This is a genomic window from Delftia sp. WY8, assembly GCF_018437695.1.
Classification (GTDB): domain Bacteria; phylum Pseudomonadota; class Gammaproteobacteria; order Burkholderiales; family Burkholderiaceae_C; genus Comamonas; species Comamonas tsuruhatensis.
This window is the reverse complement of record NZ_CP049795.1, coordinates 2,545,408-2,568,251: the sequence shown is the minus strand read 5'-3', so window position 1 is coordinate 2,568,251 and position 22,844 is coordinate 2,545,408. Positions and strand designations below refer to the sequence as shown.

Sequence of the window (22,844 nt, the reverse complement as noted above, 5' to 3'; positions counted from 1 at the left end):
CTCATGACTGTCTCCCTGCCTTCGCCCGATGCGCCCTTCACCACGCTGGCCGAGCTGATCCGCAGCCACGCGCGCCAGCAGCCTGCCCATGCGGCCCTGCGCGACGACCAGCAGACGCTGAGCTACGCGCAGCTTGACGCCCTCATGGACCGCGTGGCCGCCGCGCTGCAGCGCGACGGCGTGCAGCCTGGCCAGGCGATTGCCATCTGCGCGTTGAACTCGGTGCGCTATGCCGCCCTGTTCCTGGGCGCCCTGCGCGCGGGCGTGGTGGTTGCGCCGCTGGCGCCGTCCTCCACGGCCGACAGCCTGGCCTCCATGCTGCGCGATGCCCAGGCGCGCCACCTGTTCCTCGACAAGGCGGCCCAGGACCTGGTGCCTGCAGACAGCGCCCTGCAATGCATTTCGCTGGACGGTGCCGCGCCCGGCCGGGCCTTTGACGACTGGCTGGCGCCCGAAGGCGCGCAGCCCGCGCCCGTGAGCGTGGAGCCGGCCGCGCCGTTCAACATCATCTATTCCTCGGGCACCACGGGGGTTCCGAAGGGCATCGTGCAGTCGCACGGCATGCGCTGGGCCCACATCAACCGGGGCAGCGTCTACGGCTATGGCCCCGAGGGCACGACGCTGCTGGCCACGCCGCTGTACTCCAACACCACGCTGGTGGTGTTCTTCCCCACGCTGGGCAGCGGCGGCTGCGTGGTGCTGATGCCCAAATTCGACGCGGCCCGCTACCTGCAGCTGGCCCAGCAGCACCGCGTCACCCACACCATGCTGGTGCCCGTGCAGTACCAGCGCATCATGGCGCTGCCGCAGTTCGGCGAGCATGACCTGTCCAGCTTCCGCGCCAAGTTCTGCACCAGCGCGCCGTTCCGGGCCGAGCTCAAGGCCGACGTGGTGGCGCGCTGGCCCGGCAGCCTGACCGAGTTCTACGGCATGACCGAAGGCGGCGGTACCTGCATCCTCGAAGCCCATCTGCACCAGGACAAGCTGCACACCGTGGGCAGGCCCGCCGAGGGCCATGACATCCGCCTCATCGACGAGGACGGCCGCGAGGTCGCCCCCGGCGAGGATGGCGAGGTCGTGGGTCATTCGGCCAGCATGATGACCGGCTACCACGGCCAGCCTGCCAAGACGCGCGAGGCCGAATGGTTCGACCCCACGGGCAAGCGCTTCATCCGCACGGGCGACGTGGGCCGCTTCGATGCCGATGGATTCCTCACCCTGTTCGACCGCCGCAAGGACATGATCATCAGCGGCGGCTTCAACATCTACCCCAGCGACCTGGAGACCCAGCTGCGCGCCCACCCGGCCGTGGACGACGTGGCCGTGGTCGGCGTGCCTTCCGAGCAATGGGGCGAGACGCCCGTGGCCTACGTGGTGTCGCGCGCGGGGCAGCCGGCCCTGCCCGAGGACATCATGGGCTGGTACAACCAGCGGGCCGGCAAGACCCAGCGCCTGGCGGACCTGCGCTTCATTGCCGAGCTGCCGCGCAGCGCCATCGGCAAGGTGCTCAAGCGCGAGCTGCGCGACCAGTACGCGATGGGGCGCTGAACCGGCGGATGCTTTCTCCAAACGATGTCCACCACGATGTCCACCAAGAGGTACACCCCATGAGCAACGACACCACGATGTCCGAGGTCCGCCGCCAGGTGACGGCCGAGGAATGGCAGACCCGCATCGAGCTGGCCGCCGCCTACCGGCTGGTCGCCCACTTCGGCTGGGACGACCTGATCTTCACCCACATCTCGGCGCGCGTGCCGGGCCAGCCCGACCAGTTCCTGATCAACCCCTACGGCATGCTGTTCGACGAGATCACCGCGTCCAGCCTGGTCAAGGTGGACCACGAGGGCCGGCCGCTGATGGAGACCGAGTACGACGTCAACCCGGCCGGCTTCGTCATCCACAGCGCCATCCACGACGGCCGTCCCGAGGTGCAGTGCGTGCTGCACACGCACACGCGCTACGGCGTGGCCGTCTCGGCGCAGAAGGAGGGGCTGCTGCCCATCTCGCAGCAGTCCATCTTCCCGCTGGCGCGCCTGGCCTACCACGACTACGAAGGCGTGGCCCTGCGCGACGACGAGAAGCCGCGCCTGGTCGATGACCTGGGCGCCAGCAACTTCCTCATCCTGCGCAACCACGGCCTGCTGACCTGCGGCCGCAACGTGGCCGAGGCCGTGCTGGCCATGTACACGCTGGAGTCGGCCTGCCGCATCCAGATCCTGGCGCAGTCGGGCGGCGGCGAGCTCACGCGCATCCCGCAGGACATCATTGCCGATGCGGTCAACCAGTCGCGCCAGGTCACCAAGGGCAAGGGCGCAGGCCTGGCCTGGCCCGGCCTGCTGCGCCGTCTGGACCGCATAGACCCTTCTTACAAGGACTGAAGGAAACCATGGGAATTCTGGTCAACATCCATCCGAGCATGGGCGCGCCCATCGTCGATTCGCTGCGCTCGCTGGCGCCCGGCGTGCAGGTCTGGGGCCACCGCGAAGAAGCGCCGGCTGACGCGGTCGAGGCCATGCTCGCCTGGAGCCTCAAGCCGGGCGTGCTGCCTGCCTATCCGGGCCTGAAGCTGCTGTGCGCGCCCAGCGCGGGCGTGGACAAGCTGCTGGCCGTGCCCGACCTGCCGGCTGGCCTGCCCGTGGCGCGCACGGTCGATCCGCAGCAGCATGTGGAAATCGCCCAGTACGTGGTGGGCACCGCGCTGCGCCACACGCGCGAGCTGGACCTGTTCGCGCGCCAGCAGCAGGCCGGCGACTGGCTGCGCCGCCCCGTGCGCGCCAGCGCAGACTGCCGCGTGGGCATCCTGGGCCTGGGCGAGGTCGGCCGCTTCGTGGCCGGCGCCATGCAGGCCGTCGGCTACCCCGTCGCCGGCTGGAGCCGCAGTGCCAAGAGCATTGCAGGCCTGGCCACGCACAGCGGTGCCGAAGGTCTGAAGCAACTGCTGTCCACCAGCGATATCCTGGTCTGCGCCTTGCCGCTCACGCCCGAGACGCGCGACCTGCTGGACCGCCGCACCCTGTCCCTGCTGCCGCGTGGCGCCTACTTCATCAACGTGGGGCGCGGCGAGCAGGTGGTGGAAGACGACCTGCTGGCCCTGCTCGACGAAGACCACCTGGCCGGCGCCGCGCTGGACGTGCTGCGCGACGAGCCGCCCCAGCCCGGCAACAAGGTCTGGGCCCATCCCAAGGCCTTCGTCACGCCGCACATCGCGGCCCAGGCCTCGGCCGACACCGTGGCGCGCCAGTGCCTGGAGAACCTGCGCCGCCTGCGCGCGGGCGAGCCGCTGCTTAACCTTGTGGATGTGGCGCGGGGGTACTGAGCCCTTTTTTCCATCCGACGCTGCGCTGTTGCGTGGCGTTTTTTCATTTCACACTGACTTCAGTACCGTAATTCGCTGGACTACGCCGAAGCCAGATACAGCAGGTTTATCAATAACTTAGGCGCGTTCATCATATGCCGGTGCTTTCTGAAACCTGATCCGGCTTCCTGCCTCGTGGCTCCCATGTGGCCCCTGGAAACCGGGTCTTTCCGAGGAGTCATCGTGGCAAAAATCAAGCTCACCAAGTCCGCAGTGGATGCGGCACAACCCCAGGCGCAGGCCGTCGAACTGCGGGACACGCTGGTGCCCGGCTTCCTGTGCAAGATTACACCAGCGGGCCGCAAGGTGTTCATGCTCCAGTACCGCACGAACGCCGGCGAGCGCCGCAAACCCGCTTTGGGCCTGTATGGCGAACTGACCGTCGAGCAGGCCCGCTCGCTGGCCCAGGAATGGCTGGCCCAGGTACGCCGGGGCGGCGACCCGGCCGCCGACAAGGCGGCGGCGCGCAAGGCGCCCACGGTCACGGAACTGTGCGTGAAGTTCATGGAGGATCACTCCAAGCAACGCAACAAGCCCAGCACCCGCCGGGGCTACCAGGGCGTCATCGACCGCTGCATCGTCCCCTTCCTGGGCCGCATCAAGGTTCAGGACGTGAAGCGCCCGGACGTGGCCGGGGCGATGAAGAAGATGGCGCACAAGCCCGCCGAGGCGAACCGCGCTTTCAGCGTCATGCGCAAGATGTTCAACCTGGCCGAGGTCTGGGGTTATCGGCCGGACGGCACCAACCCATGCCGCCACGTCCCGGTGTACCCCGACGGCAAGGCCACCCACCTCATCAGCGACGAGGACATGGGCAAGCTGTTCCGGCACCTTGACGGTATCGAGGCCGAAGGGCTGGAGAACTACGTCATCCCGCTGGCGATCCGCCTGCAATTCGAGTTTGCCGGGCGGCGCTCCGAGATCATCTCGCTGGAATGGGCATGGGTGGATCTGGACAACCGCCGCGTGGTCTGGCCCGATAGCAAGACAGGTGGCATGTCCAAGCCCTTGAGCGAGGAAGCCTACCGGCTGCTGTCCACCGCGCCGCGCCGGGACGGCTGCCCCTACGTGCTGCCGTCGCCGAACGACCCGGCCAAGCATCTCACCGAGGGCGAGTATTACGGTGCCTGGTGCCGCATCCTGAAGGCGGCGGGCGCTACGCACGTGGGCACGCATGGCATCCGCCACCGTTCGGCCACTGACATCGCCAACTCGGGGATTCCGGTGAAGGTGGGCATGGCGCTGACGGCGCACAAGACCGTGGCGATGTTCATGCGGTACGTCCACACGGAGGACGATCCGGTGCGGCAGGCCGCCGAGCTGGTGGCGAACCGGCGCAAGACGATCACCGGGGCGCAACGCACCGAGCAGGCGTCCGCATGAACGGCAAGATGCCGTCGGCTGCGGCAGGCGCGGCGTTGCCAGCCTTTCGTGTCGGAAATCAGGCCCGCCGAATTGTCGCGACGCTGTCGCGACAATTCGAGCGTGGGTCACCAAGCCTTGCAGCAAGGTTGTCACTTGACAACCTTGCGCATCATCCCCATACTGGAGGTCGCTGATGGCCCGTTCCTCTCACCCGAAGAAAGAGGTCGAGGATGCGCTGCGACACGCCGAAGGGCAAGGCTGGCGTGTCGAAGTCGGCGGTAGCCATGCCTGGGGGCGGATGTACTGCCCGTACAACGATGAGGAATGCCGTTGCGGCGAGTTCTGCATTACCAGTGTATGGAGCACGCCGAAGAACCCCGGCAACCATGCCCGCGCCTTACGGCGCGCCGTGGACAACTGCACCATGGACCGCCAGCAGCGCGAGGCGGATGACGATGGCACCCAGGAATAGCGCGATGGAATACACCTTTACCCTCAAATACCAGCTCACCGATGACGACCGCGATTCGCAGACACTGGTCGAGCGCCTGGGTGAAGCCGGCTGCGACGATGCCCTGGTCGGCATCGGGCAGCCGGGGCGGCTGGCGCTGGAATTTACCCGCGAGGCGGTGGATGCAGATGAGGCAGTGCGCAGCGCGCTGGCCGATGTGCGCCGTGCCGCACCCTCGGCCCGGCTGATCGAAGTGGCGCCTGATCTGGTTGGGCTGACCGATGTGGCCGACATCGTGGGCGTGTCGCGGCAGAATATGCGCAAGCTGATGCTGGCCCATCCGGGTAGCTTCCCGGCGCCGGTGCATGAGGGCAGCGCGTCGATCTGGCATCTGGCGGATGTGCTGGGCTGGATGCAGGCCAAGGGCGGTTATGCCCTGGCGCGGGAGGTGCTGGACGTGGCGCGGGCCGCCCTGCAGGTCAACGTGGCCAAGGAAGGCCGGCGCTTGCCGCGCCTGGCGTTCGAGGAACTGGAAGCGCTGGTGGGCTGATGAAAAGCAGACCCCATGACGAAGCGATGGCCGAGCTGTACCGCAGCGACCCGGCGCTCGCGCTCGAAGTCATCAACGGTGTTCTGGAGGACGGCGACCAGGCCGAACTGCCGACTGTGCTGCGCCAGATGGCGCGGACGTTCGGTGCTGACGCTCGATCTTCCGCAGCCGATGAATTCTCGTATCGCTGATACGAGAATTTCGGCTCGGAGGTGCCACCAGCTTCCCATCAGAAAAGGTCGTCCTCGCACGCTTGCGGCGCTGTCGGACGATCCATTGATGGCTTCTTGACCATGGCCTCCAGTGCGTCAAGGGCCGCTTCGCGGAGCTTTCGGACGCGGGGCAGCAAATCGAACAGGGACAGCCCGAGCTGTGGCGACAGCAGTTCGACGATCAGCCGGTAATGCTCGTCCTCCCGCAAAACTTTCGTCTGGAACAACAGCCAAAAGCAGGACTCGCCCAGTTCCTGCCTGGAGGGCAAGTCCTCTATGGACCGCGACTCAGCGGCCTCGATGTAGGTGTCCACGATGGCTTCTGCCTCAAGCCACAATTCCGAAGCCGTCTCGTCATCGACGGGTTCCTTTTCTGCGAGCTCCCTGATATGCGCAAACGCAGCGGCCTCATCGGCCTGCTTGTAGACCTTGCTGCTGGAAATTCCCATTCTGTTCTCCGATCCGTTTCTGTCGCTGCGATGGCGCATCAGATTAGCGTCACGACGGATTGGTGAGTGAAGTGCTTGTTTTTTAGGGGGAGTGTTCAGATAGCCGTCTGCTGGACGCGCCGGCTCAGTGCTTCCGCACTTTCCTTGCGCTCGCTGTAGCGGTCCACGAGGTACGGCGCCGCATCGCGCGTGAGCAGGGTGAACTTCATCAGCTCCTCCATCACGTCCGCGATGCGGTCATAGTAGGCCGAGGGCTTCATGCGCCCGGCCTCGTCGAACTCCTGGTACGCCTTGGCGACCGAGGACTGGTTGGGGATGGTCAGCATCCGCATCCAGCGGCCCAGCACGCGCATCTGGTTGACGGCGTTGAAGGACTGCGAGCCGCCCGAGACCTGCATCACCGCCAGCGTCTTGCCCTGCGTCGGGCGCACTGCGCCGGCCGACAGCGGAATCCAGTCGATCTGCGTCTTCATCAACCCCGTCATGGCCCCATGGCGCTCGGGCGAACTCCACACCATGCCTTCGGCCCACTGGGCCAGCTCGTGCAGTTCCTTGACCTTGGGATGGTCGGCGGGTGCATCGTCCACCAGTGGCAGGCCCGAGGGATTGAACATGCGCGTCTCACCGCCGAGCGCGCGCAGGATGCGAGCCGCTTCCTCAGCGGCCAAGCGACTGAACGAGCGCTCGCGTAGCGAGCCATAGAGCAATAGGAAGCGCGGCGCGTGCGTGGCGCGCTCGGGTGTCAGCAGCCGTTGGGTATCGGGCAGTTGGAATAGCGCGGTGTCGATATTGGGTAGGTCGATTCTGGATTCAGACACGGCGGCCTTCCGCGTCCACGACCGCTTCGCCGTCTTCCTTGTTGAACGCGCCGCGCTGTGATTGCGGCAGGATGTCCAGCACGGCCTCCGAAGGCCGGCACAGCCGCGTGCCCAGCGGCGTCACCACGATAGGGCGGTTGATCAGAATGGGATGCTGGAGCATGCAGTCGATCAACTGCGCATCGCTCCACTTCGGGTCATCGAGGCCGAGTTCCGCGTAGGGCGTGCCCTTCTCGCGCAATACCGCGCGCACCGGCACGCCCATGTCCGTGATCAGGCGTTGCAGGGTTTCGCGGTCGGGCGGTGTCTTCAGGTATTCGATGACCGTGGGTTCCTCGCCGCTGTTGCGGATCAGGGCCAGCACGTTGCGCGACGTGCCGCAGACGGGGTTGTGATATATCGTGATACTGCTCATGGGAAATGCCTTGCTTATCTGCGGGCAGGGTTCGGGCCGCACTCATACCAGCCCTTGCTTTGGTTGACGATCCGAACGACCAGCAGCATCACCGGCACCTCGATCAGCACGCCGACCACGGTGGCCAGCGCCGCGCCGGACTGGAAGCCGAACAGGCTGATGGCGGCCGCTACAGCCAGCTCGAAGAAGTTGGAGGCGCCGATCAACGCCGAGGGGCAAGCGATGCTGTGCTGCTCGCCGGCCTTGCGGCTGAGCCAATAGGCCAGGCCGGAGTTGAAGAACACCTGAATCAGGATCGGCACCGCCAGCATGGCGATGACCAGCGGCTGGCGGATGATGGCCTCGCCCTGGAAGGCGAACAGCAGCACCAGCGTGAGCAGCAGCGCCGCGATCGACAGCGGGCCGATGCGCTCCAGCGCCCGGTCGAAGGCGGCTTGGCCCTTGTTCAGCAGAGCACGGCGCCAGAGCTGGGCCAGGATGACCGGAATCACGATGTACAGGCCGACCGATACCAGCAGCGTGGCCCACGGCACCGTGATGGACGACAGGCCCAGCAGCAGGCCGACAATGGGCGCGAAGGCAAACACCATGATGGTGTCGTTCAGCGCCACCTGCGACAGCGTGAATACCGGATCGCCCCCGGTCAGCCGGCTCCAGACGAACACCATCGCCGTGCAGGGCGCGGCGGCCAGCAGGATGAGGCCGGCAACGTAGCTGTCGAGCTGGTCGGCCGGCAGCCACTGAGCGAAGACCTGGCGGACGAAGATCCAGGCCAGCAGCGCCATCGAGAACGGTTTGACCGCCCAGTTGACGAACAGCGTCACGCCGATGCCGCGCCAGTGCTGCTTGACCTGGCCCAGCGCACCGAAGTCCACCTTCAGCAGCATCGGCACGATCATGATCCAGATCAGCAGACCGACCGGCAGATTAACCTGGGCGATCTCCATGCGGCCAATGGCCTGAAATACGTTGGGTGCGAACTGGCCCAGCGCGATGCCGGCGACGATGCACAGCAGCACCCACACGCTCAGGTAGCGCTCGAAGACGCTCATGGTGGAGGTGGCCGGCACGCGGCCGGCCGTTTGGGTTCCAACACTCATCGCGCAGACCTCACTTCGTACCAATGCTGCGCAGCTCGTGCTGCAGCGACATGGCATCGAGCCGCTGCAATGGCAGCGACAGGAACAGCTCAATGCGCCGGCGCAAGGTCAGCGCCGCATCCGTGAACGCCTTGCGCTTCTGCTCGTCGGTGCCTTCAACGGCTGCAGGATCAGGCACACCCCAATGCGCTGACATCGGGCGCCCAGGCCATACGGGGCAGACCTCGCCGGCGGCGTTGTCGCACACCGTGAAGATGAAATCCAGCTCCGGTGCACCGGGCGCCGCGAACTCGTCCCAGTTCTTGCTGCGGTAGCCGACGATCGGCATATGCAGCCGTTCCAGCGTGGCAAGCGCCAGCGGGTGGACTTCGCCCTTGGGGTGGCTGCCCGCCGAGTAGGCGCGAAAGCGCCCCTGGCCCAATTCATTGAGGATGCCTTCGGCCAGGATGGAGCGGGCCGAGTTACCCGTGCAGATGAACAGGGCGTTGTAGGTCTTGTTGGTGGTCATGGATGTCTCACATCAGCAGCAGGACGAAGCCGGCTTCACCGCAACGCCCACCGGCTTGCCGCGCGCCGGGGCGCAGCAGGCTGCGGCAGAACCCGTTGCAGGCGCCGCTTCGTTGAAGACCGGGATGCTGCCCAGCGTATGAAAGTGTTCCCAGGCCACGCCCTGCGGATCGGTGATCCAGTGCTTCTCGCTGCGCGCGTAGCAGCAGGTGGTGGTGCCTTCGTCGAGCAGCGCCATGTCGGCCGCCTCGGCGCGTGCCTTCAGCACGGCCAATTCCTCCGCATCGTCGGTCTGGATGCCCAGATGGTCGATGCCTGGTTTGTTGCCCCGTGTGGAGATAGCGAAGTTGACCGGCGGGTCTTCGAGCATCCACTTGGCGTAGTCGCCCTCGACACGCGCGGGCTGCGCGGCGAACAGTTGGGAATAGAAGCCGATGCTGCGGTTCAGGTCATCGACGTGCAGGTGAACGTGAAAGCGCTTCATGGGGAGATCCTTTCAGCAGGAAGTACAGGCAGAGGAGGAATCACTGACCTCGCATGTGCTGCCTTGGCAGCAGTGCTCGGTCAGGTAGCCGAGCAGTCCGTTCATCTGGGTGAAGTCGGCGCGGTAGATCAGGTTGCGGCCCTGCTGCTCGATGGTGACCAGGCCGGCATGGGCCAGCTCCTTCAGGTGGAAGGACAGGGAATTGCGGGCCACGTCGAGCTGGTCGGCGAGGGCGCTGGGTGTCAGCCCTTCGGGGCCGGCGACCACCAGGGCGCGGAAAACCCGCAGGCGCTGGGTGTGGGCCAGGGCGCCGAGGGCGGAAACGGCTTGGGTCTCTTTCATATTTCGATAATACAACATTTATTGAATTAATGTGCAAAAGGGCACTATCGCGCCGAATTGTGGCCATCCGGTCTTGATCCCATCGCGCCTCCGGCTCAATACCTTAAATCTGGTTCGCGCGCCGCGCTTGCCTGTCCGCCCCTTCGCCGCGAGGTGAACGGCCGAACTTCTCCGCTCAACAGCAGTGCAATGCCGCGATCAGCGGGCAGGACACATTGCCATGGTGCGCGTCGCATTCACCCACCAATTTCGACAATGCCGCCTCAATCCGTGTGAGGTCCACCAGGCGGGCGCGCACATCGGCCAGCCGCAGCGAGGCCAGCTCCGCCGCCTCATTGCAATGGGTGCCGTCCTCAAGTTTCAGAAGCTGGCCGATTTCATCCAGGCTGAACCCCAGGCGCTGGGCTGACTTCACGAACTTCACCCGCGCCACATCTGCCGGCCCGTAGCGGCGGATGCGGCCGTAGGCCCGCTCCGGCTGGGGCAACAAGCCCTTGAGCTGATAGAACCGGATCGTCTCCACATTGACTGTGGCCGCCTTGGCAAAGGCGCCGATGGTCAGATTGTCCGAGGCGCTTTCCATGACGCTTGACTCCGTAGTTGACTACGGAAGTAACCTTACAGCATCAAGCGAAGTCCCGGAAGGAAAACCATATGTCGGAACCCAAGAGCGGGCGTGGCGCCCTGGCCGCTGGCGGCCTCGCCGCCATTCTTGCGTCGGCCTGTTGCCTCGGCCCCCTCATCTTGGTCTTGCTCGGTTTCTCGGGCGCCTGGATCGCCAACCTGGCCGTGTTGGAACCCTACCGGCCGATTTTCATCGGCGCGGCCCTGATGGCGCTGTTTTTCGCCTGGCGCAGCATCTTCCGGCCGGTTCACGCCTGCAAGCCGGATGAGGTCTGCGCCGTGCCCCGCGTGCGGACGGCCTACAAGATCATTTTCTGGATCGTGGTCGCGCTGGTCTTGATTGCCCTCGCTTTTCCGTACGTCCTGCCGTTGTTCTATTGAGAGGAATCCACCGTGAAGAAACTTGCCACCGCTATTGCCCTGGCCGTTACCCTGGGCGCTCCGGCGTGGGCCGCCACCAAGACCGTCACACTGTCGGTGCCCGATATGACCTGCGCGTCGTGTCCGATCACGGTCAAGATGGCCCTGTTCAAGGTGGCCGGGGTCCAGAAGACCGAGGTCAGCTATGAAAAGCGGGAAGCCGTCGTGACCTTCGACGATGCCAAGACCAACGCCGGGGCCTTGGCCAAGGCCACCGCAAACGCGGGCTACCCCGCCACCGTCAAGCAGTGAGGTTGCCCGCCATGGCCGAAGCGATCGCCTTGCACATCGACGGCATGACCTGCGCGTCGTGCGCCGAGCACGTCAGAGAGGCGCTGGAGAAGGTGCCCGGGGTGCGCTCGGCCTCGGTGTCCTATCCGCGGCGACGGGCCGAGGTCGAGGCGGATGCGGACATGAACCATGGTCCGCTGGTCGCGGCGATGGCCGCGCTCGGTTACCGCGCACGGGTGTCCGACACGCCGAACAAGGCTGCGGGCTTGTTGGGCAAGGCGCTGGGCTGGCTGGGCAGCGAACCGAGTCACGGTGGTGGCGAGCGGGCGCTGCATGTGGCCGTGATCGGCAGTGGCGGCGCGGCGATGGCGGCGGCACTCAAGGCGGTCGAGCGAGGCGCGCGCGTGACGCTAATCGAGCGGAGCACCATCGGCGGCACCTGCGTCAATGTCGGCTGCGTGCCGTCCAAAATCATGATCCGCGCCGCGCACATTGCGCATCTGCGCCGGGAAAGCCCGTTCGATGCCGGCCTGCCGCCCACGCCGCCGTCCATTCTGCGCGAGCGGCTGCTGGCCCAGCAACAAGGCCGCGTCGATGCGCTGCGCCATGCCAAGTACGAAGGCATCCTGCAGAGCACCCCGGCTATCACCGTGCTGCATGGCGAGGCCCGTTTCATGAATGAAAACTGCCTGACCGTGCAACTGGCGGAAGGCGGTGAGCGCACGGTGGCCTTCGACCGCTGTCTCATCGCCACTGGTGCGAGCCCCGCGCTCCCGCCGATTCCTGGCTTGAAGGGCACTCCCTACTGGACCTCCACCGAGGCGCTGGCGAGCGATGCCATTCCCTCGCGGCTGGCCGTGATCGGTTCGTCGGTGGTGGCAGTCGAATTGGCGCAAGCCTTTGCCCGGCTGGGCAGCCAGGTCACGATCCTCGCGCGCAGCACACTGCTCTTTCGCGAAGACCCCGCCGTCGCCGAAGCCGTCACGGCCGCGTTCCGTGCCGAGGGCATCGAGGTGCTGGAGCATGTCCAGGCCAGTCGAGTCGCCCATGCAGAGGAAGAGTTCATCTTGACGACGGATCGCGGCGAGCTGCGCGCCGACAAGCTGCTCATTGCCACGGGGCGCGCGCCGAACACCCGCACGCTGAACCTCGAAGCGGCGGGCATCGAGGTCAATCCCCAGGGGGCCATCCTCGTCAGCCACACCATGCGTACCAGCGCGCCGCACATCTACGCGGCCGGCGACTGCACCGACCAGCCGCAATTCGTCTACGTCGCGGCGGCGGCCGGCACGCGCGCCGCCATCAACATGACCGGCGGCGACGCGACGCTGGACCTGACGGCGATGCCGGCCGTGGTGTTCACCGATCCGCAGGTGGCGACGGTGGGCTACAGCGAGGCGCAAGCGCGCCACGACGGCGTCGAGACCGACAGCCGCACGCTCACGCTCGACAACGTGCCGAGGGCGCTGGCCAACTTCGACACGCGCGGCTTCATCAAGCTGGTTGCCGAGGCCGGCACCGGACGGCTGATCGGCGTGCAGGCGGTCGCGCCGGAAGCGGGCGAACTGATCCAGACGGCGGCGCTGGCGATCCGCAACCGGATGACCGTGCAGGAGCTGGCCGATCAGCTATTCCCCTACCTGACGATGGTCGAGGGCCTGAAGCTCGCGGCGCAGACCTTCAGCAAGGACGTGAAGCAGCTGTCCTGCTGTGCCGGATAGCGTCATCTCTTGCTGAGCGCGATTTTTTCCAGGAGTCACGCTCGGCAGTGACGCCGGCTTGTTTCACGCGGGCCGGGGATTTCGCGCCTTCACGGCGTTCATGGCAAAGCCTGCCAGAGCAACGGCAAGCACCACGGCTTGCGCAATGGCGGTTTCCGCTGACGGATAGATGCCAAGCACTTCGATGCGCGGCCAATGGATCGGGCTGGCGCTCAACCGGCCGGCCTCCTGGAGGCCGGCAACCCCCTTGCCGGCGAGCACGACCGCGAGCACCGCTACCAGGATCGAGCTGAGACTGAAGAATTTGCCGATCGGCATGCGGGCGCTGGTGCGCAGCATGAACCATGCGAGGACGGCCAGAACGGCCACTCCGCCCACCAATCCACCGAGCAGGGCTCCATTGTTGCCGTCGCCGGCCAGGGCCGAATAGAAAAGCACCGTCTCGAAAACTTCGCGGTAGACCGCAATGAACGACAAGGCGAACAATGCCCATGCCGAACGCCGCGTCATGGCTGCGGAGAGTTTTTCCTTCAGGTAGGCCTGCCACTTGCCCGCCGTGCTTTTCTGGTGCATCCAGAGCCCGACGCTCAGCAGCACAACGGCCGCAAACAGGGATGAAACCCCCTCGGTCACCTCACGGCTTGCGCCGCTGATGCTCACGAAGTAGGTGGCCACCGCCCAGGTCAGGCCACCGCAAGCCAGTGCGGCCATCCAGCCGCCATGCACATAGCCCAGCACATCGCGCCGTTCTGCCTTCTTCAGGAAGGCCAGCATGCCCACGACGATCAACAGCGCTTCAACCCCTTCGCGCAGCAGGATGGTGAGGGAGGCGATGAACGTGGTCAGCGGGTCTGCCTTGTCCGCGCCGAGTTCGGCGTCCACCTGGGCAAAGAGATAGTCCAGCTTCTGCGCCGTGGCATCGGCTTGTTCCAGTTTCCCGCCGGCGAGCGCGCCGCGATAGGCCAGCATGGCGTTTTCGACTTCCGTGAGAAGTGTCTGGTTGCGTGCGCGCAATGCCGGCTCCAGAGGCTCAAATCCATCCAGGTAGGCCGACAGGCCCAGGCGCGTTGCGCTGGCCCGGTCGCCCGCGCGCGCCGCGGCAAGGCTCTCCTGAAGGCGTGTGCGGGCCAAGGCCAGTCCGCCCGAGCCGCTCGCGGCAGCGGTGACTTCCGGGTGGCGGCGAACATAGGCGGTGAGGTCGCGGGCTGCGTCCGGGGGCATCCGCTCGGACAAGGCGGCTTCGGTCAAGGTGGCGGCAGCAGCCAGGTCGGGAAAGACAGCCTTGGCGCTGGCGTCTCGCCCCCAGGACTGTTCGCCGCGTGCGCGCATGGCATCGTCATGCGACAGTGTGCCGGCGAAAAATGCCAATGCCCACCGATCCTCGTCGGAGAGCGTGGCGAAGCTGGGCATCGACGTGTTGGTCACGCCTTGAGAAATGACCTGGTACAGCGCGAGCACGCTGCGCGAACGGGCACGATCACGATCGGTGAAGGCGATCGGCGGCGGTTCGAGCTTGGCGCCGAGCGGGCCGTCGCCTGCACCGGTTGCCCCGTGGCATGCCGCGCAGTTGGCTTCAAACAGCACCTTGGCGCGTGCGAGATCCGGCGGCTGGGTCGGCGAGAGCGGAAACGGATAGGCTTTGACCAGCGCTGCGGCCAGCGAATGGGCGCTGTCGGCCACGGCCTTGGCGTCCGCCTTTGCGGCGATGAGGTCTCCGAGCGCTTTGGCCTGCCGCTGCAACTCGGGCAGCGCCGCAGTGCTCGGCAGTGCGGCAAGCTGCTGTGCGGCGGTTGCCGCGAACTCCTTCATCTCCTCGTACTCGCTGGCACTTTGAATCTGGCCGTTGCTCACCGCGCCGCCGTAGTCAACCGCGAGGTAGTCCAGCAATTGCCAGGTCTGCTTGGCCTGGTCGCTGGCGGCAGGGGCGGCAGCCCAGGCGGGAGAAGCCGACCAGAGTGCGAACAACGCGGCTATTGCCAGGAATCGCCTGGCGCAAAGAGAAAGCATTTTCATGATGTATAAATGTTATTGATTCTCATTTTATCGATGACTCGGACCACTGGGCGTTGCACGATGCAGTGCGAGCGAAGGTTCTAAAACGAAGATTTGCCTGTTGCCGGCGAAAAATGATGGGGCTAACTACGCCGCGCACCTTTCGCTGCACGTATGGCCCTGCGCCACGGCCTGTTGTGCAGAAGGCCTTCAACAGCGTCCACATGGGTCGTCGTCATCGCCAGTGAAAGGTTACGTGGCGACCGCTACCAAGATTAGCGTTCCCAGTGCAATGCGATACCACGCAAAAACTCCAAATCCATGTCCGGTCAAATAACGCATCAGAAGGCGTATCGCAAGCAGCGCAAATGCGAAAGAAGCAATGAAACCCATTGCAAAAACGCCGATGTCGTCGCTCGACAATGCGCCCCAGTGCTTGAAGAGGTTGTATACCGAGGCGGCCCCCAAGATTGGAATGCCGAGGAAAAACGAAAACTCCGTCGCAGCCTGCCGCGAAGCCCCGAACCATAGCCCGCCGATAATCGTCGCGCCTGAGCGCGAAGTACCCGGCCAGAGCGCAAGGCACTGCACGAAACCAATCTTCAGTGCGTCGATTCGGCTGATCTGTTCGGCACGCTCAGCCTTCACTTGCACGGGGCGTCGCTCAGCCCACAGGATCGCGATGCCACCGACAACGAGTGCGACGGCCACCGGCCCCGGACTGAAAAGCAGCCTCTGCACATGAGATCCAATCAGCAGTCCGAGCACTGCCGCGGGCATAAATGCAATGGCAAGGTTCACTAAAAACCGGCGGGAGCCTTGGTCGGCATGCGCTGAGACAACAACGCTTGCCAGACGAGCCCTATATTCCCAGATGACCGCGAGCATCGCGCCGAACTGGATGAACACTTCAAAGACGTCGCGCTTCTCTTTCGCAAGGAATGAGAGCGCATTGCCCGCTAGGATCAAATGCCCCGTCGAGGAGACTGGCAAGAATTCCGTGATGCCTTCGACGACGCCCATCATTAGCGTCTTGAGAACGAGTTCAGCGTGCATTTGCAGGCGGCAGTGGTAGCGCCGAGTGGGACATCGGTTTCTCCGAAGCCGTGCTCACGGCTCCGCATGTGTCAATGAAAATCTGGATCATCGTGCTGGCGAATGGGAATCTGCGCCGTTTCGGCCGCGGCCGCGAAACGCGGCGATCAGCAGAAGCCCCGCTCCCAGGGTGATGCCAACGTCGGCTGCATTGAACGCAGGCCAGTGCCAATCGCCCCAATGAAAATCGAGCCAGTCCACCACGGCCCCATGCCGCACTCGATCAAGAACATTGCCGAGCGCGCCGCCGAGAATTGCTGCATAGCCCACGGCCTCAGGTGTTGCAGTCTTCTCGCGGGCAATGAGCCAGGTGAGAAAGGCAGAAGCAGCGACGCCAATAACAATAAAAAAGCCGCGTTGCCACCCACCCGCCTGCGCCAAGAAGCTGAAGGCCGCGCCTGGATTCAGCCAATGCCCGATGTTGAACCATGGCGTGATTTCATGGGAGCCATACAAGGGAATCCACGCGACGATGGCCGCCTTGGTCGCTACGTCGGCGGCAAGCACCGTCACGGCCAACAGGTACATCCGCAAGACAGCCCTATCAATGGCCATGTGGCTTGATGTCCTCAGACGACCGCAGCAAGCGCATCCCATTGAAAACGACCGCCAGACTGGCACCCATGTCGGCCAGAATCGCCAGCCACAGACTTGCATGTCCAGTAAAGGCCAAGGCCATGAACACCGCCTTTGTTCCAAGCGCAAAGACGATGTTGGCCGTCAGGATGCCGGCTACGCGCTGTGACAGCCGGATGAACTCTGGAAGCTTGCGCAGGTTGTCCTGCATCAATGCGACGTCGGCCGTTTCGATTGCCGTGTCGGTGCCAGCTGCGCCCATTGCGAAGCCTATGCTCGACTTGGCCAATGCCGGTGCGTCGTTGACGCCGTCGCCCACCATGCCGACTGGCCCGCGTGAGAGCAGTTCTTCGATTGCCTGCAGCTTGTCCTGCGGCAGCAACTCGCCCTTGGCGCTGGTGATGCCGACCTGGGCAGCCACGGCTTGCGCGGTTTTCGCGTTATCGCCAGTCAACATGACTGGTTCGATTCCCAGCGACTTGAGTTCGGCGATCGCTTGCCGGCTGGTGTCGCGCACTGTGTCGGCCACGGCCAGCAGGGCGAGTACTTGCTGGTCCGTGGCGAGGAGCACAACGGTCTTGGCCTGGTACTCCAACGCATCGAGCTGAGTCTCGACCTCAAGTGTTGAAAGTCCCAGCTCTTTGATCAGCCGGTGGTTGCCGACGTAATAGACATCTCCATCGACGTTGCCTTTGACGCCGCGTCCAGGGATCGCCTCGAACTTGTCCACCTGGGCATGCGGTTGGTTGTAGCCCGCCACGATGGCGGTGGCCACAGGATGCTCCGACAGAGCATCGATGCTCGCTGCAATGCGCAGAACTTCTTCCTTCGGCAGGCCGCGCAGCGATATGACATCGGTCAGTGCGGGGCGCCCATGGGTCAGGGTCCCGGTCTTGTCCAGGGCCACCGATTTCAGGTGCCGCCCTTGTTCGAGGTAAAGACCGCCCTTGACCAGGATGCCTCGGCGTGCGGCAGCTGCCAGGCCGCTGACCACGGTAACCGGCGTGGAGATCACCAATGCGCAGGGGCAGGCAATGACCAGCATCACCAGCGCCTTGTAGACCCATTCGAACCAGGGCTGCCCGAAAGCGAGCGGAGGAATGACCGCCACGGCAAGGGCAAGCGCAAACACCGCGGGTGTATAGATGCCGGCGAACTTGTCCACGAAGCGTTGCGTGGGCGCGCGTTGTCCCTGCGCTTCCTGGACCGATCGTGCAATGCGGTCGAGGGTGGTTTCGCCCTTGCGCGAGGTAACGCGGAACTCCAGCGTGCCGCGCTCGTTGATGGTGCCGGCGAAGACCGTGGCACCGGCGGTCTTCTCCACCGGCATGCTTTCGCCGGTGATCGGCGCCTGGTTCACCGACGACTGTCCCGCGACGACTTCGCCATCCAGTGCGATGCGTTCGCCCGGACGCACCCGCACAACACTTCCGAGTGGCACGGTATCCGCCTTGACCTCGCGCCATTGACCGTCGGGCTGGCGCACCAATGCGTTCTCTGGCGCCAGGTCCATCAGCTTGCGGATGGCATTGCGGGCCCGATCCAGGCTCAAGGCCTCGATCATCTCGGCGATGCCGAAGAGCCAGATGACCACCGCCGCCTCGGGCCACTGGCCGATCAGCGCCGCGCCGATGACGGCGACCGTCATCAACAGGTTCATGTTCAGCGAACGCGTCTTCAGCGCGATCCAGCCCTTCTTGAGGGTCTCGACCCCACCCAGGCCGATGGCCGCGAGGCAAGCAAGAATGATGGGCCAGGAGGCCTCGGGAGCACCCGCGAAGACCATGGCCTCCGCGCCGAGCGCCAGCACGCCGGAGACCGCCATCCGAATCCATTGCCCGCGCGAGATGCCGGTGCCGAACTCACGGGGAGCGGATGGCGCCGGGTCGGAGGCGCTTTGGAGCACTGGAGCCATGCCGAGCCGCTCGATCGCGCTGGTCACCGGAGCCAGATCGACAAGCTCGTGGCTCACGGTCAGCGTGCGGCCCATCAGGTTGAAATCCAGGGCCTTCACCCCAGGCATGCCTTCGAGCGCCTTGCGCAGCAGGCCCTCCTCGGTCGGGCAGTCCATTTTTTCGATCAGGTACACGGCCTGGCCCTGCGGCCCGGTGTCGTCAGCGTGCTCAATGCTGGCCTTCATGCCTACATCGTTCAGGGCCTTGAGGATCGGCGCGGGGTCGGGCAGACGGTGCTGGACATCGAGCCGTCGCCCCATCAGGTCGAAATCCAGCCGTTCGATGCCATCGACCGCACCAAGGCGCTTGCGGATCGTTGCCTCTTCGGTAGGGCAATCCATGTTCGGAATAAGGAAGCGTGTACCGTTCCCTGTCGCCGGTGCCGGGGTTTGCGACGCCGCCGTGCTGGGGATGAGGGCTTCGACAGCGATTGGCATGCTGCCCGCCGTCTTTTCCACCGGCTTCATTCCCAGGCCTTCGATGGTCCTGGCAATCGGGGCTGTATCGGTCAGCGAATGGGTCACCGTCAGCGTGTGGGCCTTCAGATCGAAGTCCACCGCCTGCACGCCCGCCAGTGGCTCCAGCATCGAGCGCAACTGGCGCTCTTCGCTGGGACAGTCCATCTCCTTGATGAAGTAGATGACCTGCTGCGGCGCGGGTTCCACGACCGCCCGCATGCCGATGTCGTGCAGCGCGCGCAGGATGGCGTTCTGTCCAGCTGGTTCGCGTGTGACCTCAAGGCGGCGACGGGTCAAGTCGAAAGCCATATCCCGGACGCCATCGACCTGCGCCAAGCGCTTGCGAATCTGAGCCTCCTCGCTGGGGCAATCCATGTTGGCTATCCCGAAGTGGGTCACGAGTGGCTCAACGGTCGCCGCTGCGCTCATGGCGCTCGCTGAACAGCACGCCGTGGTGCAGGAGGTTTCGGTGTCTGCTTTCATGGATCGATCCGTTCTTCTTCAAGAGTCAGGTGGTGAGACGGGCCAGCTTTGCCAGTCTCCGCGCAGGAGAGCCAAAGCGCAGACGCCGACAGCGTTGCGACAGGTGCCGTTCCCCTTGTGCTTTCATTTACAAGGGCTATTTCACACCTTGGAGTAGCTCCAAGGTCAAGCGGCTACGATGCATGTCCTGACAACATGTGAGTGTTCTGCGATGAAAATTGGCGAGTTGAGCCACGCCACCGGCGTGGACACCGACACGATCCGGTTCTACGAGAGGACGGGGGTGTTGCCGCCGCCAGCTCGGCAGACCAATGGATACCGGGTATACGGGACGGAACACATCGATGGACTGTCCTTTGTCCGCCACTGCCGGGCCTTGGACATTCCTCTGGCCGATGTCAGGCGGCTCCTGAACTTCACATCCCGTCCGGATGAGGATTGCGCGGACATCAACCGGCTGGTCGACGAGCAGATTGCGAGGGTGCGTGCCCGCCTGACCAGCTTGAAAGCACTGGAAAGGCAACTGACGACGCTGCGCGCCCGCTGCTCCGCAGGACATCAAGCGAAAGAGTGCGGCATCCTTGGCGAGCTGGTCTCTGCAGCGCAGCGGGAAGCGTAGTCAAACAGATCTATCGATGGCGCAGGGCAAGACGCCTGTGCGCAAGCACTGGCAGCAGGCGAAGGCTGTGTTGACATGCGCCGGCAAGACCGCCTAAACTACGTACCAAACAACAGACATAGAGTCTTTTCGTCGTTCGATCGCCTGAGCCATTCTTTTCCCCATGCCGACCCATGCATTCACCATACGCAAACTCGCCGACGCGGCAGGCGTTGGCGTGGAGGCGGTGCGCTATTACCAGCGCGGTGGATTGCTGGCTGCGCCGGATCGCGTGGACGGCGGCTTCCGGCAGTATTCGGAGGACGATGTCCGTCGTCTGCGCTTCATCAAGCGGGCTCAGGCATTGGGGTACTCGCTGGAGGACATCGCCGAACTGATGTCCTTGAGTACCAAGCGTGATCGGCTGCGCGTGCGGGAAATCACCCGCGAACGCATCGCGGAGATCCGGGAGCGCGTGGCCGACCTGCAGTCGATGGCCTCGGCGCTGGAAAATCTGGCCGATTGCTGCGCCAAAGCGCCAGAAGGTTCGGCCTGTTCGATCATCGCCGCGCTGACCGGGGAGCAGGACTTAGATCCGGCCATCGCCGATCCGAGCCTCGTTGCGCAGGCAAGCGTTGCCGGCCGACGCAGATCCGTGCGGCCGGGCGCTGAAGCCTATCACCGCACTGATGGGGTGGCCGCATGACGATGACGCGCATGTTCAGGCGATTCGTCTGCCGGCTGATGCTCGGTGTGCTGGTCTTCGGCCAGTTGGCCATCGCTGCCTACGCCTGCCCCGCACTGTCGGGCATGCCGCAGTCGCTTCCGACGATGGCCCTGAATGCGTCGGCCGCGGCGATGCCCGGTGATGAGGCCGGTGCTGCGATGGCCGTGTCGCCCGACATGGTCGCAACGTCAGACATGGCCGCCATGGCGAGCTGCGACCAAATCGACGACAACGCCGCCAACTTGTGCGTAGAGCACTGCCGTTTCGGCCAGCAAAGCGCCGACCATGCGTCGGCCCCGACCGTACCCGCGGCGCTGCTGACGACCCTCTACACCCTTCCGGTGCAACCCGAGCCTCTCGGGCATGGCTGGCCTTCGGCCGACGTGATATTCCGGCGCGTCGCGGCGTCTCCGCCGCACGCCATCCTGCACTGCTGTTTTCGCATTTGATCTCCTGACGCTGGTGCGGCCGGCCTGAGCCGGCTGAACCAGACCGATCGGTCGCGCTTGCGCGTGTCCGCGAGTTTCCGCTCGCCCCCGCCAAGCTCCATTCGACCTGATGGCATTCGTCAACTGGAGATCCCATGTTCATCGACTCTTTTTCTTTCCGCACGCCGGGCGGCGCTGTGCCATGGCGCAGGCTTGCTGCCGGCATCGTTGCGGCATTCGCCATGGGCGCCGGTGCAGCCCATGCCGCCGACGGCCTGACGCTGGATCAGGCGCTGCGCCTGGCACAAACCCGTTCTCGCGCGCTCGTGGCCCAGGATGCGACGGCATCGGCCGCACGGGACATGGCGGTCGCCGCCGGACAGCGGCCAGACCCCACCCTCAAGCTCGGCATCAACAACCTGCCCGTCAACGGCGCGGATCGGTTCAGCCCGACGCGCGACTTCATGACCATGCGCTCCATCGGCGTGATGCAGGAGTTCACACGCGAAGACAAACTCAAGGCCCGTGCCGGGCGCTACGAGCGCGAGGCCGAAGTCGCCGAGGCCGGGCGCAGCCTGGCGCTCGCCAACCTGCAGCGCGACACCGCCTTGGCCTGGCTGGACCGTCTCTTCCAGGAGCGTGTGCGCGACATGCTGGTGACCCAGCGCGACGAAGCGCGCCTGCAGATCGACGCCGCTGATGCCGCCTACCGGGGCGGGCGCGGCACGCAAGCCGATGTGTTCGCCGCCCGTTCGGCGGTCGCCCAGATCGACGACCGCATCGAGCAGGCCGAGCGCCAGGTCGCCACGGCCCGCACGCAACTGGCGCGCTGGATTGGCTCCGTCGCAAGCGATCCCCTGGGCTCGGTTCCGGCATTGGATATGGTTCGCCTGAGCCCGCAGGATTTGGAAGCCCAGTTGGCCCACCACCCTGAAATCGCCGTGATGCAAAAGCAGGAAGAGGTCGCGCAGGCCGAAGCCGACATCGCGCAAGCCAACAAGAAGACCGATGTGAGCGTCGAGCTGATGTACAGCCAGCGCGGCCCGGCCTACTCGAACATGGTCTCGCTCAATGTTTCGATCCCGCTGCAGTGGGACCAGAAAAACCGCCAGGACCGCGAGCTGGCCGCCAAGCTCGCCAGTGTCGAGCAAAAGCGCGCCGAGCGCGAGGAAGCCACGCGCGCCCATGTGGCCGAGGCACTGGCGATGCTGCAGGAATGGCGCAGCGACCGAGAGCGCCTGGCGCGCTACGACAGCTCGCTGCTGCCACTGGCCACCGAGCGCACGCGCGCCTCGATCGCCGCCTACCGCGGCAACGCGGGCACCTTGACCGCGGTGCTAGAGGCACGCCGCGCCGAGATTGACACGCGCGTCGAACGCTTGCGCCTGGAAATGGGCGCGGCGCGCCTGTGGGCACAACTGAACTACCTGGTGCCGGCTGGTCACGACACGGCCGCACCCCGCCCCTGAGCACAACCGAGAGACCTCC

The 22,844-nt window shown here is 65.2% G+C and carries 25 protein-coding genes and 1 pseudogene; 14 read left to right on the top strand and 12 right to left on the bottom strand.

Annotation, left to right across the window (positions count from 1 at the left end; all coding sequences use genetic code 11):
- The first annotated feature begins 3 nt into the window (after nucleotides 1-3).
- The 7 genes and pseudogenes from G4D77_RS11880 to G4D77_RS11850 form a co-directional block, all read left to right on the top strand.
- Nucleotides 4-1,548, top strand: a complete 1,545-nt coding sequence (locus G4D77_RS11880) for a class I adenylate-forming enzyme family protein (RefSeq protein ID WP_154835719.1) — start codon at nucleotides 4-6, stop codon at nucleotides 1,546-1,548.
- Between the two features lie 59 nt (nucleotides 1,549-1,607).
- A complete protein-coding gene (locus G4D77_RS11875; protein WP_012203336.1) occupies nucleotides 1,608-2,378 on the top strand; it encodes a class II aldolase/adducin family protein in 771 nt (256 codons plus the stop codon).
- Between the two features lie 8 nt (nucleotides 2,379-2,386).
- Nucleotides 2,387-3,316 (top strand): 2-hydroxyacid dehydrogenase, encoded by a 930-nt coding sequence (locus tag G4D77_RS11870; protein WP_154835717.1) that lies wholly within the window; start codon nucleotides 2,387-2,389, stop codon nucleotides 3,314-3,316.
- 222 nt (nucleotides 3,317-3,538) lie between these two features.
- Nucleotides 3,539-4,738: a tyrosine-type recombinase/integrase gene (locus G4D77_RS11865; protein ID WP_016451583.1), complete on the top strand. Its 1,200-nt coding sequence runs from the start codon at nucleotides 3,539-3,541 to the stop codon at nucleotides 4,736-4,738.
- 175 nt (nucleotides 4,739-4,913) lie between these two features.
- The gene (locus G4D77_RS11860) at nucleotides 4,914-5,192 is read left to right on the top strand and encodes a hypothetical protein (RefSeq protein WP_012202428.1); all 279 of its coding nucleotides are present in this window, start codon (nucleotides 4,914-4,916) and stop codon (nucleotides 5,190-5,192) included.
- Nucleotides 5,193-5,196: 4 nt separating this feature from the next.
- On the top strand, nucleotides 5,197-5,721 hold the full coding sequence (locus G4D77_RS11855) for a helix-turn-helix transcriptional regulator (RefSeq protein WP_012202427.1): 525 nt from the start codon (nucleotides 5,197-5,199) through the stop codon (nucleotides 5,719-5,721).
- Nucleotides 5,721-5,867, top strand: a pseudogene (locus G4D77_RS11850) (addiction module antidote protein); the annotation flags it as partial. The gene G4D77_RS11855 and the pseudogene G4D77_RS11850, both read left to right, overlap by 1 nt.
- 83 nt (nucleotides 5,868-5,950) lie before the next feature.
- Here G4D77_RS11850 and G4D77_RS11845 read toward each other — a convergent pair.
- The 8 genes from G4D77_RS11845 to merR form a co-directional block, all read right to left on the bottom strand.
- The gene (locus G4D77_RS11845) at nucleotides 5,951-6,382 is read right to left on the bottom strand and encodes a hypothetical protein (RefSeq protein WP_012202425.1); all 432 of its coding nucleotides are present in this window, start codon (nucleotides 6,380-6,382) and stop codon (nucleotides 5,951-5,953) included.
- Between the two features lie 95 nt (nucleotides 6,383-6,477).
- Nucleotides 6,478-7,200 carry an arsenical resistance protein ArsH gene (gene arsH, locus G4D77_RS11840; protein ID WP_012202424.1) on the bottom strand — a complete coding sequence of 241 codons (723 nt, stop codon included), beginning with the start codon at nucleotides 7,198-7,200 and terminating at the stop codon, nucleotides 6,478-6,480.
- Nucleotides 7,193-7,615 (bottom strand): arsenate reductase (glutaredoxin), encoded by a 423-nt coding sequence (arsC, locus tag G4D77_RS11835; RefSeq protein WP_012202423.1) that lies wholly within the window; start codon nucleotides 7,613-7,615, stop codon nucleotides 7,193-7,195. The genes arsH and arsC overlap by 8 nt, the downstream gene beginning before the upstream one ends.
- A gap of 14 nt (nucleotides 7,616-7,629) precedes the next feature.
- Nucleotides 7,630-8,715 carry an ACR3 family arsenite efflux transporter gene (gene arsB, locus G4D77_RS11830; RefSeq protein WP_012202422.1) on the bottom strand — a complete coding sequence of 362 codons (1,086 nt, stop codon included), beginning with the start codon at nucleotides 8,713-8,715 and terminating at the stop codon, nucleotides 7,630-7,632.
- Between the two features lie 10 nt (nucleotides 8,716-8,725).
- Entirely contained in the window at nucleotides 8,726-9,223 is a 498-nt protein-coding gene (locus G4D77_RS11825; RefSeq protein ID WP_012202421.1) for an arsenate reductase ArsC, read from the bottom strand.
- 12 nt (nucleotides 9,224-9,235) lie between these two features.
- On the bottom strand, nucleotides 9,236-9,706 hold the full coding sequence (locus G4D77_RS11820; RefSeq protein WP_012202420.1) for an ArsI/CadI family heavy metal resistance metalloenzyme: 471 nt from the start codon (nucleotides 9,704-9,706) through the stop codon (nucleotides 9,236-9,238).
- Between the two features lie 12 nt (nucleotides 9,707-9,718).
- Nucleotides 9,719-10,048, bottom strand: coding sequence for an ArsR/SmtB family transcription factor (locus G4D77_RS11815; RefSeq protein WP_016451582.1), 330 nt, complete (start codon nucleotides 10,046-10,048; stop codon nucleotides 9,719-9,721).
- 175 nt (nucleotides 10,049-10,223) lie between these two features.
- A complete protein-coding gene (gene merR / locus G4D77_RS11810) occupies nucleotides 10,224-10,631 on the bottom strand; it encodes a mercury resistance transcriptional regulator MerR (RefSeq protein WP_012202418.1) in 408 nt (135 codons plus the stop codon).
- A gap of 71 nt (nucleotides 10,632-10,702) precedes the next feature.
- Here merR and merT point away from each other — a divergent pair, with 71 nt between their 5' ends.
- From merT to merA, 3 genes are read left to right on the top strand one after another with little or no spacing between them, the layout of a single operon-like run.
- Nucleotides 10,703-11,053: a mercuric ion transporter MerT gene (gene merT, locus G4D77_RS11805; protein WP_012202417.1), complete on the top strand. Its 351-nt coding sequence runs from the start codon at nucleotides 10,703-10,705 to the stop codon at nucleotides 11,051-11,053.
- A gap of 12 nt (nucleotides 11,054-11,065) precedes the next feature.
- Complete coding sequence (merP, locus tag G4D77_RS11800; protein WP_012202416.1) at nucleotides 11,066-11,344, top strand: mercury resistance system periplasmic binding protein MerP; 279 nt, start codon at nucleotides 11,066-11,068, stop codon at nucleotides 11,342-11,344.
- A gap of 11 nt (nucleotides 11,345-11,355) precedes the next feature.
- Nucleotides 11,356-13,044, top strand: a complete 1,689-nt coding sequence (gene merA, locus G4D77_RS11795; protein WP_012202415.1) for a mercury(II) reductase — start codon at nucleotides 11,356-11,358, stop codon at nucleotides 13,042-13,044.
- 63 nt (nucleotides 13,045-13,107) lie between these two features.
- Here the strand turns inward: merA and G4D77_RS11790 are convergent, their stop codons facing one another.
- From G4D77_RS11790 to G4D77_RS11775, 4 genes are all read right to left on the bottom strand, one after another.
- Nucleotides 13,108-15,057: a cytochrome c/FTR1 family iron permease gene (locus G4D77_RS11790; RefSeq protein ID WP_213757962.1), complete on the bottom strand. Its 1,950-nt coding sequence runs from the start codon at nucleotides 15,055-15,057 to the stop codon at nucleotides 13,108-13,110.
- Nucleotides 15,058-15,288: 231 nt separating this feature from the next.
- Complete coding sequence (locus G4D77_RS11785) at nucleotides 15,289-16,092, bottom strand: undecaprenyl-diphosphate phosphatase (RefSeq protein WP_012202413.1); 804 nt, start codon at nucleotides 16,090-16,092, stop codon at nucleotides 15,289-15,291.
- A gap of 87 nt (nucleotides 16,093-16,179) precedes the next feature.
- Nucleotides 16,180-16,686, bottom strand: a complete 507-nt coding sequence (gene lspA, locus G4D77_RS11780) for a signal peptidase II (protein WP_016451581.1) — start codon at nucleotides 16,684-16,686, stop codon at nucleotides 16,180-16,182.
- Nucleotides 16,676-19,549, bottom strand: coding sequence for a heavy metal translocating P-type ATPase (locus G4D77_RS11775; RefSeq protein WP_175866204.1), 2,874 nt, complete (start codon nucleotides 19,547-19,549; stop codon nucleotides 16,676-16,678). Before G4D77_RS11775 ends, lspA begins: the two co-directional genes overlap by 11 nt.
- Before the next feature lie 280 nt (nucleotides 19,550-19,829).
- Between G4D77_RS11775 and G4D77_RS11770 the strand changes: the two genes are divergently transcribed.
- From G4D77_RS11770 to G4D77_RS11755, 4 genes are all read left to right on the top strand, one after another.
- Nucleotides 19,830-20,222, top strand: a complete 393-nt coding sequence (locus tag G4D77_RS11770; RefSeq protein WP_236083815.1) for a Cd(II)/Pb(II)-responsive transcriptional regulator — start codon at nucleotides 19,830-19,832, stop codon at nucleotides 20,220-20,222.
- A 163-nt stretch (nucleotides 20,223-20,385) separates the two neighbouring features.
- Nucleotides 20,386-20,907, top strand: coding sequence for a MerR family transcriptional regulator (locus G4D77_RS11765; RefSeq protein ID WP_012202409.1), 522 nt, complete (start codon nucleotides 20,386-20,388; stop codon nucleotides 20,905-20,907).
- Nucleotides 20,904-21,377, top strand: coding sequence for a hypothetical protein (locus tag G4D77_RS11760; RefSeq protein ID WP_012202408.1), 474 nt, complete (start codon nucleotides 20,904-20,906; stop codon nucleotides 21,375-21,377). The genes G4D77_RS11765 and G4D77_RS11760 overlap by 4 nt, the downstream gene beginning before the upstream one ends.
- A 134-nt stretch (nucleotides 21,378-21,511) precedes the next feature.
- A complete protein-coding gene (locus G4D77_RS11755) occupies nucleotides 21,512-22,825 on the top strand; it encodes a TolC family protein (RefSeq protein WP_012202407.1) in 1,314 nt (437 codons plus the stop codon).
- Nucleotides 22,826-22,844: the final 19 nt, after the last annotated feature.

What these genes read in the sequence shown, in the direction of transcription:
- G4D77_RS11880 (WP_154835719.1), top strand. Translation starts at nt 4, where the DNA reads ATGACTGTCTCCCTGCCTTCGCCCGATGCGCCCTTCACCACGCTGGCC.
- G4D77_RS11875 (WP_012203336.1), top strand. Translation starts at nt 1,608, where the DNA reads ATGAGCAACGACACCACGATGTCCGAGGTCCGCCGCCAGGTGACGGCC.
- G4D77_RS11870 (WP_154835717.1), top strand. Translation starts at nt 2,387, where the DNA reads ATGGGAATTCTGGTCAACATCCATCCGAGCATGGGCGCGCCCATCGTC.
- G4D77_RS11860 (WP_012202428.1), top strand. Translation starts at nt 4,914, where the DNA reads ATGGCCCGTTCCTCTCACCCGAAGAAAGAGGTCGAGGATGCGCTGCGA.
- G4D77_RS11855 (WP_012202427.1), top strand. Translation starts at nt 5,197, where the DNA reads ATGGAATACACCTTTACCCTCAAATACCAGCTCACCGATGACGACCGC.
- G4D77_RS11845 (WP_012202425.1), bottom strand. Translation starts at nt 6,382, where the DNA reads ATGGGAATTTCCAGCAGCAAGGTCTACAAGCAGGCCGATGAGGCCGCT.
- arsC (WP_012202423.1), bottom strand. Translation starts at nt 7,615, where the DNA reads ATGAGCAGTATCACGATATATCACAACCCCGTCTGCGGCACGTCGCGC.
- arsB (WP_012202422.1), bottom strand. Translation starts at nt 8,715, where the DNA reads ATGAGTGTTGGAACCCAAACGGCCGGCCGCGTGCCGGCCACCTCCACC.
- G4D77_RS11825 (WP_012202421.1), bottom strand. Translation starts at nt 9,223, where the DNA reads ATGACCACCAACAAGACCTACAACGCCCTGTTCATCTGCACGGGTAAC.
- G4D77_RS11820 (WP_012202420.1), bottom strand. Translation starts at nt 9,706, where the DNA reads ATGAAGCGCTTTCACGTTCACCTGCACGTCGATGACCTGAACCGCAGC.
- G4D77_RS11815 (WP_016451582.1), bottom strand. Translation starts at nt 10,048, where the DNA reads ATGAAAGAGACCCAAGCCGTTTCCGCCCTCGGCGCCCTGGCCCACACC.
- merR (WP_012202418.1), bottom strand. Translation starts at nt 10,631, where the DNA reads ATGGAAAGCGCCTCGGACAATCTGACCATCGGCGCCTTTGCCAAGGCG.
- merT (WP_012202417.1), top strand. Translation starts at nt 10,703, where the DNA reads ATGTCGGAACCCAAGAGCGGGCGTGGCGCCCTGGCCGCTGGCGGCCTC.
- merA (WP_012202415.1), top strand. Translation starts at nt 11,356, where the DNA reads ATGGCCGAAGCGATCGCCTTGCACATCGACGGCATGACCTGCGCGTCG.
- G4D77_RS11790 (WP_213757962.1), bottom strand. Translation starts at nt 15,057, where the DNA reads ATGAAAATGCTTTCTCTTTGCGCCAGGCGATTCCTGGCAATAGCCGCG.
- G4D77_RS11785 (WP_012202413.1), bottom strand. Translation starts at nt 16,092, where the DNA reads ATGCACGCTGAACTCGTTCTCAAGACGCTAATGATGGGCGTCGTCGAA.
- lspA (WP_016451581.1), bottom strand. Translation starts at nt 16,686, where the DNA reads ATGGCCATTGATAGGGCTGTCTTGCGGATGTACCTGTTGGCCGTGACG.
- G4D77_RS11775 (WP_175866204.1), bottom strand. Translation starts at nt 19,549, where the DNA reads ATGAGCGCAGCGGCGACCGTTGAGCCACTCGTGACCCACTTCGGGATA.
- G4D77_RS11765 (WP_012202409.1), top strand. Translation starts at nt 20,386, where the DNA reads ATGCCGACCCATGCATTCACCATACGCAAACTCGCCGACGCGGCAGGC.
- G4D77_RS11760 (WP_012202408.1), top strand. Translation starts at nt 20,904, where the DNA reads ATGACGATGACGCGCATGTTCAGGCGATTCGTCTGCCGGCTGATGCTC.
- G4D77_RS11755 (WP_012202407.1), top strand. Translation starts at nt 21,512, where the DNA reads ATGTTCATCGACTCTTTTTCTTTCCGCACGCCGGGCGGCGCTGTGCCA.